Genomic DNA, 13,412 nt, shown 5'->3' with positions numbered 1-13,412 from the left:
ACATGGTCCTCGCCCTGTCCCTGCTGGCCCTGACGCTGTCCGCCGCCCCCCCCACGCCCCCGTCCGGGCAGGCGCTCAACACCCAGGGGTTCCGCCTCTACCAGTCCGGGAACTACCCGGAGGCCCTGGCGAAGTTCCAGGCCGCCGCCCAGGCCACCCCGGACTACGCCCTGGCGCACTACAACGTCGCCGCCACCCTGGGCGTGCTGCGCAAGCAGGGCAAGGTGTGCGAGTACAGCGCCCACCGCGACGCCATCGTCGAGAAGCTGACCACCGCCGTGCGCCTGGACGCGCGCCGGCTGAAGCGGGCCCGGACGGACCGGGACCTGGACGTCATCCGGGACACGCTCGGCTGGCAGAAGCTCCTGGGCCTCACCCCGGAGAAGGAAGCCGACGTTCCGGCCCTGCTGCGCGCCGTGTCCTGGTACGGCCCCGGCGTCGGCGTCTACGGCACCACGCGGGGCCTGCGCTTCGCGAACAGGGGCCGCGTGGAGCTCTGGGAGAAGCAGGTGGACGACAACGGCAAGCCTTCGGAGACGCGCACGCCGGGCACCTACACCGTCCGGGGCCGCGCCGTGGAGGTGACGCTCCCCGGCAAGAAGCCCCTCACCGGCACGCTGAGCGAGACGGGCGTCCTCACCTTCCCGGAGGGCCTGGGCGCCTTCACCGACAGCCCCGCGGAGTGCGACGCCTGACGTGAAGTGACGTCCCGTGCACGCCTACACCCGCGCGAGGGCGCACGGCCCTGGCGCGCCTGCCTGCCGGTGCCCAGCTTGCTCACGAGGGGGGAGCCGGTGCACAAACTCAATGCGAGACAGTGGGGGCTGGTGGCCATCGTCGCGGCGGGACCGTTCGTCCTCGCCTTCTTGCTGGGCGCGGCGGCCCCGGCGCTGCTGGAGCCCGTGCTCGGCACGCCGGTGGGAGGCCTGAGCTGGCTGTTGGCCACGCTGCTGGGGATCACCGGCGGCGCCCTCTTCGCGCGCATCCTCGCGGCCCTGCAGCGCCCGCGCATCCAGGCCTCTCCCACCCTGCGCCTCGTGGGCACGCTGGGCGGCGCCGGAATGGTGGTGGGCCTGTGCATCGTGCCGGCGGTGGCGCTGCTGCTCGCCGGCCCCACCTGGGCGATGCACCTGGGACGTGAATCGCTTCCCGCGCCCCACTCCCTGCGCTCGCTCAGGGGGAGCGCGGTGGAGCTGCTGGGACAGGCCCGGCGCGCGTTTCCGCACCGACTGCCGCTGTCCCAGCTCCTGCTGCCGGGCCCCCGGTAGGCGTGCAGCCTGACGGCGCCCGGCCTTGAATCAGGCCGCCTTGATCTTCGCCGGCGGCGCGGACAGCGCGTACCACGCGGTGCGGAAGGCCTTGAGCTCGCGCAGTCCGGCCGGGTGACGGCCCAGCGCGGGCGCCATCGTCACCGGCAGGCCGATCTTCTTCTCGATGGCCTTGGCCGCGTTCAGCTCCAGCTTGCGGCGGTTCTCGCACTTCTCGCAGGTGGACTTGGGGCCCACGCGGTTGACGAGCACCCGCTCCACCTGGAGCTTGCGCTCCTTCAGGTACTCCACCAGCCGCTCCGTGCGGGACGCCGCCAGCTCCTCGCCGCGCGTGACGACCACGAAGCGCGACTCGCTGGGGGACGCCAGCGCGTCCTCGAAGCGCTTCACGTGCTTGAGCATGCCCGCGATGTCATCCGCCAGGTCGCCCAGGCCCTTGGCGCGGTGCTTGTTGAGCACCGCGTGCAGCGCGCCCAGCCACGTCTTCGCCGTGTCCGCCAGTTCCACCACGCGCACGGACGTCACCACCGGCGACGAGTCCACCACGATGCGCTTGAAGCGCTCCTGCACCAGGGCGTCCGTGAGCACGGACATCGCCGCCAGCTCGTCGATGCCCGGGGGCGCGCACTCCAGCAGGTTGCGCAGGTAGAGCAGGTCCGCCGGTACGTCGTTGCCCGCCTTGGGCGCGCCCTCGAAGGCCTTCTCCGCCTTCTCCTTCAGCCGCTTGCGCAGGGCGTTGAACCAGCCCGCCATGTCCAGCTCGCGCGCGTACAGGCCCTTGGTGCCCTTCACCTGGGTCTCGGTGTCCGTCAGGCGGCTCTGCAGCACGTCCGACAGCGAGTGCGCCGGATCCGTGGAGATGAGGAGCACCGGCCCCTCCTTCTCCGTCAGCGTCACCGCCGCGGCGGCCGCGCAGGAGGACTTGCCCACCCCGCCCTGGCCCACGAAGAAGATGAGCCGCGTGGGCGGCAGCGGGGGCGCCGCGATGGGCGGCATGGAGGGGGCGCGCACCAGCGCCGGAGGACCTTCCGCCGCGCTGAACTCCAGCGCCTTGGTCTCCTTGCCGGCCGCCCACACCGCGGCGAACTCCTTCAGCCCGTCCAGCCCCCGGGGCGCCACCTCGCGGCGGCCCAGCAGGTTCACGGGCACGACCTTGTCCAGCGCCTGGTACTTGCGCACGTGGGGCGCCTGCAGACCGCGGCGGCCCTGACACGACGAGCAGCCCTCGTGGTCCTCCACCTGGTTGACGATGACCTCCGTCACCGGCAGGCCGCGCTCGCGCAGCTGGGTGAAGTACATGCGCGTCTGCGCTTCCGGCACCGGCTCCGCCAGCGTCACCAGGTGGAAGGCCGTGCGCGCCGGATCCTTCAGCAGCGCCAGCAGCTTCTCCGCCTTCTGGCCGACCTGATCCAGGAACCCGCCCGCGGACGGCAGCGCCGCGTCCGACTTCTTGCCCTTGCCGCCCGAGGACGGCACGCGGTCCTGTCCCGCCCGCACGAAGCCCAGGAACTTGCGCAGCTGGGCCGGCATGTCGAACAGGCGCAGCGTGTGGCTGGTGGGCGCCGTGTCGACGATGATCCGGTCGAACTCACCCGACTCCAGCAGGTCCACCACGTGGAAGAGGGCCACCAGCTCCTCCAGCCCCGGAACGGCCTGCTGGTAGAGCTTGCCCATCTCCTCGTCGGACAGGTGCGTGCCCTTCACCGCCGCCTTCGCCAGCGCCGGGAGGTAGTCCGCCAGGAACGGCTTGAGCAGCGCGGCCGGGTTCAGCTCCACGGCCCACAGCCCGCCTTCGCCCTTGCCGGCCTGCAGCTTGGTGGCCTTCGTGGGCAGCTTCTTCTTCAGGAGGTCCGACAGCGACTGGACCGGATCCAACGAGACCACCAGCACCTTGTGCTTGGGAGCGTCTTCGGAGAGCCTCACCGCGTACGCTGCCGCGAGCGTGGTCTTGCCCACCCCGCCCTTGCCGCCGAAGAAGTGAAGAACTCGCGCGTCGCTCATTGAGTTGTGGCCTTCCTTGTGCCCCCCGGCAGCACCCCAGATGACTCACGTCGGACAACCGCGCCCAGGGGGGCGGAAGTGGCCCGGTATGATCCGTCCCGGCCGGCCCTCACCAACAGGTGGGAGAGGGGCGCAGGATCCCCCGTTCAGGGGGGAAAAGTCAAGAATTGACAGGGGTTTTCGAGACCTCCCCCTGCCCTTCCAGCCTTCCTGGCAGCCCTCGCGCGCGCGGTCCGCGAGGCGCCTGTCGGACCGCGAAATCGCGTGGGGATGGCCTACCCGTGGGGTCAGCGGACGAGGAAGCTGCTGCTGGCGCCCAGGGGCCCGTCGTTGCCCTGGCTGCCCAGGGGGCCACCGCCCGGGGTGCCCTGGGCCCGGTTCTCCGCCGCGTAGCGGTTGAGCTTGTTGTAGAGCGTCTTCTCGCTCACCCCCAGCACCTCCGCGGTGCGGGCCTTGTTGTTTCCGTTCCGCTGGAGGCTGCCGAGGATGTACTCGCGCTCCACCGCGTCCAGGCTCAGGCCGAACGGCAGCTTGAACGTGTGGCGCTCCGGCCCCTTGCCGGCCATGTCGGGCGGCAGGTGCTCGCGGGTGATCAGCTCCCCGTCGCAGAGGATGACGGCGCGCTCCACGGCGTTGCGCAGCTCGCGGATGTTACCCGGCCAGTCGTAGTTCTTCAGTACCTCCATGGCCTCCGGGTGCACGCCGGACACGCGCTTGGCGGAGTCCCCGCGGAACTTGTCCACGAAGTGCTGCACCAGGATGGGCACGTCCTCGCGGCGCTCGCGCAGGGGCGGCAGGTGCAGCTGGAACACGTTGAGGCGGAAGTAGAGGTCCTCGCGGAAGCGCTGGTTCTTGATCTCCTGCTTCAGGTCGCGGTTCGTGGCGGACAGCACGCGCACGTCCACTTCGATCTCCACCTTGCCGCCCAGCCGGCGCAGACGCCCCTCTTCCAGGACGCGCAGCAGCTTGGCCTGCAGGTCGATGGGGATCTCCCCCAACTCGTCCAGGAAGAGCGTGCCGCCGTGGGCCATCTCGAAGACGCCCGGGCGGCGCTGATCCGCGCCGGTGAAGGCGCCGCGCTCGTGGCCGAAGAGCTCGGACTCGATGAGCGTCGCGGGGATGGAGGCGCAGTTGATGGCGATGAAGGGCTTGTCGCGGCGCAGGGACAGGTTGTGCACCGTGCGGGCGACCACTTCCTTGCCCGTGCCGGACTCACCGCTGATGGAGACGCTGGCCTTGGACGGGGCCACCTTCTCCATCATCTCGATGACCTTGCGCATGCCGGTGGAGCTGGCGATGAGGTCCGTGGAGCCCAGCTGCTTGAGGCGACGCCGCAGCGTCTGCACCTCGCGCATGGTCTCCTTCTTCTCCAGCGCGCGGTCGATGCAGACCTTGAGCCGCGCGGTGTCCAGCGGCTTCACGATGAAGTCGTAGGCGCCCTCGCGGATGGCCTCCACCGCGGTGTCGATGGTGCCGCGCCCCGTGAGGAACACCACCGGGCAGTCCGGCAGCTCCTCGCGCAGGTTGCGCAACAGCCACAGCCCGTCCGTCTCCGGCATGGCCAGATCCGACAGGACGACGTCCGGCCGGAACTCACCCGCCTTGCGGAGGGCGTCATGCCCGTCGAACGCGGTCTCGACCTTGTGACCCCAGGCGGACAGCATCTCCGCCAGGGCCTCGCAGGTCTCACGTTCGTCATCCACGGCCAGGATTCGTGCGCTGCCCAAGGTGAAAACCTCCACTGCGATGAAGCGTGGTGTAACCGAAGAAGCCCGTCAGCGACCCGAAGGGGGGATCAGGCGCGCGGGAAGACGAGGCGGCAGGAGCCCGCCCGGATATCGAATTCGATGCCCAGCTGGGCGGCCCGGAGCGTCAGCGCGGCCACCGTGTCGGTCGCCAGTTCGGGCCCCGGGGAGCCGTCCTGCACCTCCAGCACCGCGCGAGCACCCTCGGCGCGGACCGCGACCACCACGGTGCCGCCCGGCTCCGCGCGGTTGAAGGCGCGCATCAGCACCTGGACCAGGAAGAAGCCCAGCTCCGTGGTGTCCTCGAGCCGCGCCTGCACGTCCGGTTCAATGGCGCGCTGGACTTGAAGACGGCGCCGGCGGCTCTCGTGGCCCAGCACGTCCAGGGCCTTGCCGGTGGCGTCCGACAGCGGCGCGTCCCCGGAAGGGCCCGTGCCGCGGAACACGATGAAGTCCGAGAAGAGCTTGAGCAGGCCGTCCACGCGCAGGATCTGCTCGCGCATGGCCTTGAGGTTCTTCTCCTGCGTCGCCGGCACCTGGCCGGACTCGCCCTTGAGCTTCTCGGAGAGGACCTCCAGGTGGATGGCCAGCGCGTTGAGGGGGTTGCGCACGTCGTGCAGGAGGCTGTCCATCAGCGCCGGCACGGCGTCGTAGCGGGCAGCGCCCACCACGGGGTCCGACACATCCTGGACAGAAGGCACACTGCTGACAAAAGCTGATGAGCTAACCACCTGGAACTCCTCGGAATTTCCGTCGACCCCACCCCCGCCGCCACCCCACCGGACCCAGGATTTAGGGAGCACCCTCGGGATTGGCAACCCTGGGTCGGTAATTCTTGCCGGAGTTCTGAAATTCCCGTGTCAGGACGGCCACTTACAATTGCATCCAAGTGTCCTTCAACCAACGCGGGACGGGGCCCGGAGGCCTGCGTGTCCAGGGTCTGTCCACCCCAGGACATCGCGCGGCACTCAGGTGCCGGGCGCCGGAGGCTGGGCCGCGGGGCCCACGCCGATGAGCTGCAGGCCCAGGCGGGCGGCGTACTCGAAGATGCGCGGGTCCCGGTAGAACTCGCCGAAGACGATGCGGGTGCAGCCGCTGTTCGCGATCAGCTTGAAGCACGGCCAGCAGGGGCTGGCCGTCGTGTAGATGGTCGCCCCGTCAATGGAGACGCCGTTCTTGGCGGCCTGGATGATGGCGTTGGCCTCCGCGTGGACGGTGGCCACGCAGTGGCCGTTCTCCATCATGTGGCCCACGTCGTCACAGTGCGGCAGGCCGCGGATGGCGCCGTTGTAGCCGGTGGACAGGATGGTCTTGTCGCGCACCAGCACCGCGCCCACGTGCTTGCGATCACAGGTGGCACGCGTCGCCACCTGCTGGGCGATGTCCATGAAGTACTGATCCCAATTGCCCCGAGCGGACATGCGCGAACCTCCGGATGATGTGCCCGCAGCTCTAACGCCGGGGCACGCCCTGTCCAGTTCGCTGCAGCCCCGGCTCGGGGCCTTTGAAAGGATCAGCGACTGGCGGTCTTCTGCGGACCCGCACCGTCCGCGTCCCGCTCCAGCAGGCGGCCGAAGCCCCTGGCCTGGAGGAAGCCGCGCACCTTGGCGCTGGGCGCGGCGAACGTCTCCCCGGGCATGGGCACGTCGAAGCTGAAGTTCTGGGCCGCCACCTCGAAGTCCACCTTCGCGGTGCGGTAGCCCTCGACGATGGCCAGCAGCTTGCCCGTCTCCAGGCTGAAGATGCCGCCGCCGGAGGCCCCGTAGCCGATGGGCGCGTCCGTCTTCAGCATGCGCGGGTGCTTCGTCTCCTTGTCCCACTCCACCTGGGACACCATGCCGCCGGAGATGGACAGCGCGCGGCCATACGGGGATGCCGCCACCACCACGTCCTCACCCGGCTCCAGCTCGTCGTCCTCCGCCAGGTCCGCCACGGGCCACGTCACGCCCGCCACGCGCAAGAGCGCCAGGTCCAGCTCCGGCACCGCGCCAGTGGCCACGACCTCCGCGGCGTACTCGTGGGACTCCGCGCGCCGGTCCACCACGACCTTGAGCACGGGGCTCTCAAGGTCGCCCTGCTCCACCGCGTGGGCGTTGGTGAGCACGTAGCTGACCGGTCCCGCTTCACCGGTCTCCGTGCCGATGACGACGCCCGACGCCGAGCGGCGCACCTTGCCGTTCTCCGTCGTGATGAGCCGCACGTTGAGCGGGAGGATGCGCCGCACCATCGCCTTGCGCGTCGGCTGGGGCACGGGCGCGGGCATCGAGCGCACGCGCTCCACCACCACCGGGGCCCGCGTGTGCGTCGCGAACGGGGTGTCCTCGGGAGCCTGGGACGGGGCACTGGCGCACGACACGAGGGCCAACAGGACAGGGGTGCCCAACAGCAACCGGTTCATCAACGCTCCAGGCGCAAGGAGAACGAGGGACGAGGGGACGACACACGCGCGACTCGGTGGCGGTTCCCATCATCCCGAGCCCCCGCCCGGATTGAAAAGCAGGCGGGCAGGCATCGGCTTCCGATTGCCTGCCCGCCGCCAGCGCGTCAGGTGTAGCGCTGACGCATGAGGAACAGGATGGCGTCCTTCGCGCAGTACTCGCAGTAGCCGTAGCGCTCCGCCATCGTCTTCAGCGTGCCCTGCACCTGGGATTGCTCGCGCGGGGAGAGCTGGTTGCGGTCCTCGGAGAGGTACTTGAGGACGTTCTCCTTGTTCTTGCGCAGCACCCGCTTGCGCTCCTCGAAGTAGTGGTCGCGCAGGCGCTTGAACATGTCCGGGAAGATGCGCGGGTAGTCCATCACGCCCTCCGGGTTGTCCAGCCGGTGCGCGCCGATGGAGGCGATGAGCCCCCGGCGGAAGTCCGCCGCCGGTTCGCCCTGCGGCATCACGATGGCCTCCACCTCCGCCATGCGCGCCTCGTCCGGCTTCTCCGACTCGCCCGTCACCCGGTTGCGCATCTTCTCCCCGCGCACCCAGTGGCTGACGCTCTGGATGTAGCGTTCCACCAGCTCGCGGTACTGCCCCTCCGACACGAGCCCCATGGAGTCGCGCACCTCCGAATCCACCCGGTCCAGGTACTCGCCCTCCACGACGCGCACGAAGGACTCGTGGTCGTGGTAGCCGTCCATCACCTCCTGCAGGAGGAACTCGTAGACGCTCTTGTCCTTGCAGAGCGCCTGCAGTTCCTCCAGCACCGCGAGCGCGTGCAGGCACTTGTAGTCGGGGTTCTGCGCGGCGTTGAAGAGCGCGGTCTTGATCTCGCGGGCGCTCGCGCCGGAGCGGCCCTCGTAGTTGGGGTACGACTCCGACTCCTCGTACATCTCCTCGCGCAGCTTCAAGAGCTCCTTGGTGTTCGCCGTGCTGAGCCGGCCGGGCGCCCCACCCTCCTGGTACAGGTGCAGCTTCTCCGCCGGCGCCACCTGATCCACCAGGGGCTTCACGTTGGGCGGGTAGCGGTCCGGGATGGGCTTCTTCAGGCGCGTGAGCACCGCCCACATCGCGGCCACCTCCGTGGCGTGCGGAGCGACGTGCTTGCCCACGCTGGTGGCGGTGATCTGCGCGTCGTAGATCTCCTGCTCGACCTTGTAGCGGCGCAGGTACGGCACGCGCACCAGCTCGATGCGGCCCTTGAACGACGCGAAGTCCGGCAGCTCCTTGAAGGCGGACAGGTGCTTCTCGTTGGACGACGCGATGAGCACCTCGTCCAGCTGGAGGACGAAGGGCTCCAGGGGCACCTCGCTCGTCTCGCTGAAGCCCAGCAGGTACTTGAACGCCTCCAGGGGGCGCTTGAGCAGGTCCGCGTATTCGATGAGGCCCCGGTTGGCGTGCACCAGCGGGCCGTGGGGTTCGAAGAGCACGGTGCTGTGCAGCGCGGCGGGCAGGTTGAGCTGGGTGCGGTCCGCGGAGATCTGCTGCGCGGCGGCGTCCACGCTCATCTGCGGCTCCACCGTCACCGTGCCCACCTGGTAGCGGCGCGACACGTAGAAGCGCTCCACCTGCACGTGGCGCAGGACCTTGAGGTAGTCCCCGCCGTAGGCGTTGAGCAACGCGATGTAGATGCGGCGGCACTTGGCGCACAGCTCCCCGTCGCGCAGGTAGTCGGAGAGGATGAAGTCCCCCGTCTCCCCGTCGCCGTTGCCCAGGCCCTTCTTCTTGAGCGCGCCCTCCAGCAGGCCCCGGCGCTCCGAAGGGGGCACCGCGAACAGCGGGTGGTCCCGCAGCTCACAGGGCATGCGCAGGTCCAGCGACTCCGCATCCAGGTGGGCGAACGTGGTCAGCTCGCCCTCCCCGGACCCCGTCCCCGGGCGCTCCCCGAAGCCGATGGAGCCCTTGATGAGCTTCTCCGACGGGAACACCCAGGCGATGCGGTACAGCGCGCCTTGAGGCTGGCGGGAATAATCCTCCATCCCCTGCTTCAGCGCGTTGACCAGGCTGGACTTCGCGCTGCCGTTGGGGCCGTGCAGCATGATGAGCTTGTTGATGCGGCCGGCGCGCACGAAGTTGCCCAGCAGGCGGTAGAGGGCGTTCTGCACCTCCTCCTGCCCGGCGACGCGGCCGTCGTGCTCCGTGGACGGGGCGTCAAACACCTTGAAGCGCCGGATGGTGCCCGTGGGGTGCGGCACCTGTTCGGTGCCGTAGTGGTCCATCACGTCGCGCAAATATTGCGCCGCGTTGCGCGCCTGCCCGCGGGGGTCCGCGAAGAAGAGCGTCAGGTACTCCTCGAAGGACAGGATGGACCGGTTCTTGATGAAGTCGGCGCTCACCTGCGCGCCCACCTCCTGCAGATAGCCCTTCGCTTCCACGGCGGCTCCCCTCTGTGCGTGGGTGAATCCCTCGGATGTAGCCACGGCGCGCGGCCGTCGCATGTGAACCCCGGGGGCTGACCTTCGTTCCCGGCCCCCGGAATTGTAAAGCGAGCGCCCCCTGACAGCGGGCCGGTGTGTTCGGGGCCTCGCGCTTCGCCCTCCCGGCGGCCGGCCGGGCGTGGACGGGGGACGGTAGGCCCCGGGGCGTCGGTCAAACGACGGATGGTTTGCGATTCGCGCACCCGGGATGGGTGAGATACGGTCCCGCCTGCTTCTCCTCGGAAAAAGCCCACCCGGAGCCCACACGCGATGCACAAGGAGCCCATCATCGGCATCGACCTCGGCACGACGAACTCGTGCGCGGCGATCGTCGAGGACAGCGGGAACGTCAAGCTCATCCCCTACAAGGGCGGCGAGTACACCATCCCCTCCATCTTCGCCATTGACGACAAGGGCAACGAGCTCATCGGCTTCGAGGCGAAGCGTCAGTGGCAGCTCAACCCGCGCAACACCGTCTACGGTGCCAAGCGCCTGGTCGGGCGAGCCTTCGGCAGTGATGTCGTCGACACGATGAAGAAGGTCGTGGCGTACAACATGCGCCCCGGCGCGAAGAACGAAGTCACCCTGGACGTGGGCAAGAAGGAGTTCACCCTCCAGGAGATCAGCGCCAAGATCCTGGGGAAGATCCGCGAGGTCGCCTCCAACTACCTGAAGATGCCCATCAAGCGGGCAGTGGTGACGGTGCCCGCCTACTTCAACGACCGGCAGCGCCAGTCGGTGAAGGACGCCGGGAAGCTCATCGACCTGGAGGTGGTGCGCATCATCAACGAGCCCACCGCGGCGGCGCTCGCCTACGGCGTGGGCAAGGGGCTGGCGGAGAAGGTCGTCATCTACGACCTGGGCGGCGGCACCTTCGACGTCTCCATCATCGAGATCCGCGACCGCGTCTTCGAGGTGAAGTCCACCGGCGGCGACGTGTTCCTGGGCGGCATCGACTTCGACAACGCCATCATCCACCACGTCCTCAAGGACTTCGCGGCCAAGACGGGCATCGACCTGGCCACGGACCCGGTGGCCATGCAGCGCATCAAGGACCTGGCCGAGCGCACCAAGATTGATTTGTCCGCGCGCGAGGAAGTGCCGTTCAACATCCCCTTCATCACGATGACGGCGCAGGGCCAGCCGCTGAACATCGAGATGAAGTTCACGCGCAAGATGCTGGAGCAGCTGACCAACCAGCTCGTGGACCGCACCCTGCAGATGGTGGCGCGCGTGCTGGTGGACTCCGGGCTGTCCACCAAGGACATCGACGAAGTCATGCTGGTGGGCGGCCAGACGCGCATGCCCATCGTGCAGGACCGGCTGACGAAGTTCTTCGGCAAGCCGCCCAGCAAGGGCGTCCACCCGGACGAGGCCGTCGCCATTGGCGCCGCGCTCTACGCGCACTCGCTCCAGGACGACACCAACCTGCGCATCCAGCTGTTGGACGTGATTCCCATGGCCATTGGCCTGGAGCGGGGTGACGGCGGCTTCCACGTCGTCTTCCCGCGCAACGCGTCCATCCCCAACGCGAAGCAGCTCCTGGCCACCACGAGCGTGGACAACCAGACGGAGCTGGCCATGCGCATCTACCAGGGCGACCACGACACGGTGGCGCGCAACGACATGCTGGGCGAGTTCACCTTCTCCGGCATCCCGCCGGCCAAGGCCGGCATGGTGAACGTGGAGATCATCTTCGACGTGAACGTGGAGGGCATCCTCACCATGAAGGCGAAGGATCCCGTCAGTGGCCGCGAGATGAAGACCACGGTGCGCGTCACGCAGAGCTGAAAAGCGGGCGCTGAAAACACCACGGCGCCCCTGCCAGTGAAGGCGGGGACGCCGGGTGGGAACAACCGACCGCCGGGGGAAACCTCAGGCGGTCTTCTTTTCCTTCTCCATGACGATCTGCGGAGGCTCGTGCTTGGTGATCACCTGTTCGGTGATCTTGCACTCCTTGACGCCCTCGCGGAACGGCACGTCGTACATGATCTCCAGCATCGCGTCCTCCATGATGGCGCGCAGGCCGCGCGCTCCGGAGTGACGGCGCATCGCCTCGCGGGCGATGGCGCGCAGCGCCTCCTTCGTGAAGGACAGCTTGACCTTCTCGATCTCGAACATCTTCTGGTACTGCTTCACCAGGGCGTTCTTCGGGATCGTGAGGATGGTGACGAGGTCATCCTCCTTCAGGTCGTTGAGCGTGGCGATCATCGGCAGACGGCCGATGAACTCCGGGATCATCCCGAACTTCATCAGGTCTTCCGGCTCCGTCATCGCCAGCAGCTCACCCACGCTGCGCTCTTCCTTGTGGGTGATCTTCGCGCCGAAGCCCAGGCCCTTCTCACCCACGCGGCGCTTGATGACGCCGTCGATGCCGTGGAAGGCACCGCCGCAGATGAAGAGGATGTTGGTCGTGTCGACCTGGACGTACTCCTGCTGGTTGTACTTCTTGCCGCCGCGCGGCGTGACGTTGGCGCGGGTGCCTTCGATGATCTTCAGCAGGGCCTGCTGCACGCCCTCGCCGCCCACGTCGCGGGTGGCGCTGGGCATGTCACCCTTGCGCGCGATCTTGTCGATCTCGTCGATGTAGACGATGCCGCGCGCCGCCTTCTCCACGTCGTAGTCGGCGTTGTGGAGGAGGTTCTGGATGATGTTCTCCACGTCCTCGCCCACGTAGCCGGCCTCGGTGAGGCTGGTGGCATCCGCGATGGTGAAGGGGACGTTGAGGAAGCGCGCGAGCGACTGGGCGAGCAGCGTCTTGCCGGAGCCCGTGGGGCCGATGAGCAGGATGTTGCTCTTCTGCAGCTCCACGTCCTCGCCGCCGGGACTCTTCACACCGGGGCGCGGCCGGGCGGCCGGCTTCTTCTGATAGATGCGCTTGTAGTGGTTGTAGACCGCGACCGAGAGGACCTTCTTCGCCTGGTCCTGACCGATGACGTAGTCGTCGAGGAACGCCTTGATCTCCAGCGGCGTGGGCAGGCTGACCTGAGGCTTGCCCTCCTCGCGTTCGTTCTCGTCCGCGATGATGTCGTTACACAGCTTGATGCACTCGTCGCAGATGTAGACCGTGGGCCCGGCAATCAGCTTGCGGACCTCACGCTGCGACTTGCCGCAGAACGAGCAGGACAGGTTGACGTGGTGCTCCTTCTTCACTGCCGCCTCCGAGTTCGCCGGCCCCGGTGCGCCCGAGGCCTTCTCCGCCGACCACCGCACTCCAACACCCTCGAAACCGCCCACGTCTCAGACGGCTCCAGACCCACCTGCTACAGGCCCTGTACCCACTATAGGGCCCTCCCCCTCGGGCAGGAAGCCCGACGGAGGGGGCCCCGTCGCGGAGCGTTCAGCCCCGGTCAACGGGTTGGCGTTGGATAACAGCGACTCAGGCGTCCGTCACGCTCGACGCGATCTCTTCGACATCATCCGCCAGGGCGGCCGCCCGCTCGGCGACGGCGTTCGGGACCCGACGGCTTCCCGCCAGCTCGGAGGCGAGCTTGCGCGCCAGCTGCGCCAGCTTCCGCACCTGGAGGCTCTCCGGGGGCGGCTCCGGGGCTGTCTC

At 68.6% G+C, this 13,412-nt stretch carries 10 protein-coding genes; 3 read left to right on the top strand and 7 right to left on the bottom strand.

What is annotated here, in order from left to right; genetic code table 11:
- Positions 1-2: 2 nt before the first annotated feature.
- Together D7V97_RS28960 and D7V97_RS28955 are read left to right on the top strand one after the other, a co-directional pair.
- On the top strand, positions 3-695 hold the full coding sequence (locus tag D7V97_RS28960; RefSeq protein ID WP_120613872.1) for a tetratricopeptide repeat protein: 693 nt from the start codon (positions 3-5) through the stop codon (positions 693-695).
- A 99-nt stretch (positions 696-794) separates the two neighbouring features.
- Positions 795-1,268 (top strand): hypothetical protein, encoded by a 474-nt coding sequence (locus D7V97_RS28955; RefSeq protein WP_147445018.1) that lies wholly within the window; start codon positions 795-797, stop codon positions 1,266-1,268.
- A 30-nt stretch (positions 1,269-1,298) separates the two neighbouring features.
- Here the strand turns inward: D7V97_RS28955 and D7V97_RS28950 are convergent, their stop codons facing one another.
- The 6 genes from D7V97_RS28950 to D7V97_RS28925 form a co-directional block, all read right to left on the bottom strand.
- Positions 1,299-3,269 (bottom strand): ArsA family ATPase, encoded by a 1,971-nt coding sequence (locus D7V97_RS28950; protein WP_120613870.1) that lies wholly within the window; start codon positions 3,267-3,269, stop codon positions 1,299-1,301.
- A gap of 287 nt (positions 3,270-3,556) precedes the next feature.
- Entirely contained in the window at positions 3,557-4,996 is a 1,440-nt protein-coding gene (locus D7V97_RS28945; RefSeq protein ID WP_120613869.1) for a sigma-54 dependent transcriptional regulator, read from the bottom strand.
- A 68-nt stretch (positions 4,997-5,064) separates the two neighbouring features.
- Positions 5,065-5,685 carry a histidine kinase dimerization/phospho-acceptor domain-containing protein gene (locus D7V97_RS28940; protein WP_233583288.1) on the bottom strand — a complete coding sequence of 207 codons (621 nt, stop codon included), beginning with the start codon at positions 5,683-5,685 and terminating at the stop codon, positions 5,065-5,067.
- Positions 5,686-5,982: 297 nt separating this feature from the next.
- Positions 5,983-6,435 carry a cytidine/deoxycytidylate deaminase family protein gene (locus tag D7V97_RS28935; RefSeq protein WP_120545666.1) on the bottom strand — a complete coding sequence of 151 codons (453 nt, stop codon included), beginning with the start codon at positions 6,433-6,435 and terminating at the stop codon, positions 5,983-5,985.
- A gap of 92 nt (positions 6,436-6,527) precedes the next feature.
- Complete coding sequence (locus tag D7V97_RS28930) at positions 6,528-7,412, bottom strand: serine protease (RefSeq protein ID WP_120613867.1); 885 nt, start codon at positions 7,410-7,412, stop codon at positions 6,528-6,530.
- Between the two features lie 146 nt (positions 7,413-7,558).
- Complete coding sequence (locus D7V97_RS28925) at positions 7,559-9,814, bottom strand: PrkA family serine protein kinase (RefSeq protein ID WP_120613866.1); 2,256 nt, start codon at positions 9,812-9,814, stop codon at positions 7,559-7,561.
- Between the two features lie 312 nt (positions 9,815-10,126).
- Between D7V97_RS28925 and D7V97_RS28920 the strand changes: the two genes are divergently transcribed.
- Positions 10,127-11,647 carry an Hsp70 family protein gene (locus tag D7V97_RS28920; RefSeq protein ID WP_120613865.1) on the top strand — a complete coding sequence of 507 codons (1,521 nt, stop codon included), beginning with the start codon at positions 10,127-10,129 and terminating at the stop codon, positions 11,645-11,647.
- An 84-nt stretch (positions 11,648-11,731) separates the two neighbouring features.
- On the opposite strand, the gene clpX is transcribed toward D7V97_RS28920, so the two are convergent.
- Positions 11,732-13,009, bottom strand: coding sequence for an ATP-dependent Clp protease ATP-binding subunit ClpX (gene clpX / locus D7V97_RS28915; RefSeq protein ID WP_120527291.1), 1,278 nt, complete (start codon positions 13,007-13,009; stop codon positions 11,732-11,734).
- Between the last annotated feature and the right edge of the window lie 403 nt (positions 13,010-13,412).

The sequence above is a fragment of the Corallococcus sp. CA053C genome, from assembly GCF_003611675.1.
Classification (GTDB): Bacteria; Myxococcota; Myxococcia; order Myxococcales; family Myxococcaceae; genus Corallococcus.
This window is presented reverse-complemented; position numbering and strand designations above follow the sequence as displayed.

Coding starts and splice junctions, on each gene's coding strand:
- D7V97_RS28960 (WP_120613872.1), top strand. CDS start 3: ATGGTCCTCGCCCTGTCCCTGCTGGCCCTGACGCTGTCCGCCGCCCCC.
- D7V97_RS28950 (WP_120613870.1), bottom strand. CDS start 3,269: ATGAGCGACGCGCGAGTTCTTCACTTCTTCGGCGGCAAGGGCGGGGTG.
- D7V97_RS28935 (WP_120545666.1), bottom strand. CDS start 6,435: ATGTCCGCTCGGGGCAATTGGGATCAGTACTTCATGGACATCGCCCAG.
- D7V97_RS28930 (WP_120613867.1), bottom strand. CDS start 7,412: ATGAACCGGTTGCTGTTGGGCACCCCTGTCCTGTTGGCCCTCGTGTCG.
- D7V97_RS28920 (WP_120613865.1), top strand. CDS start 10,127: ATGCACAAGGAGCCCATCATCGGCATCGACCTCGGCACGACGAACTCG.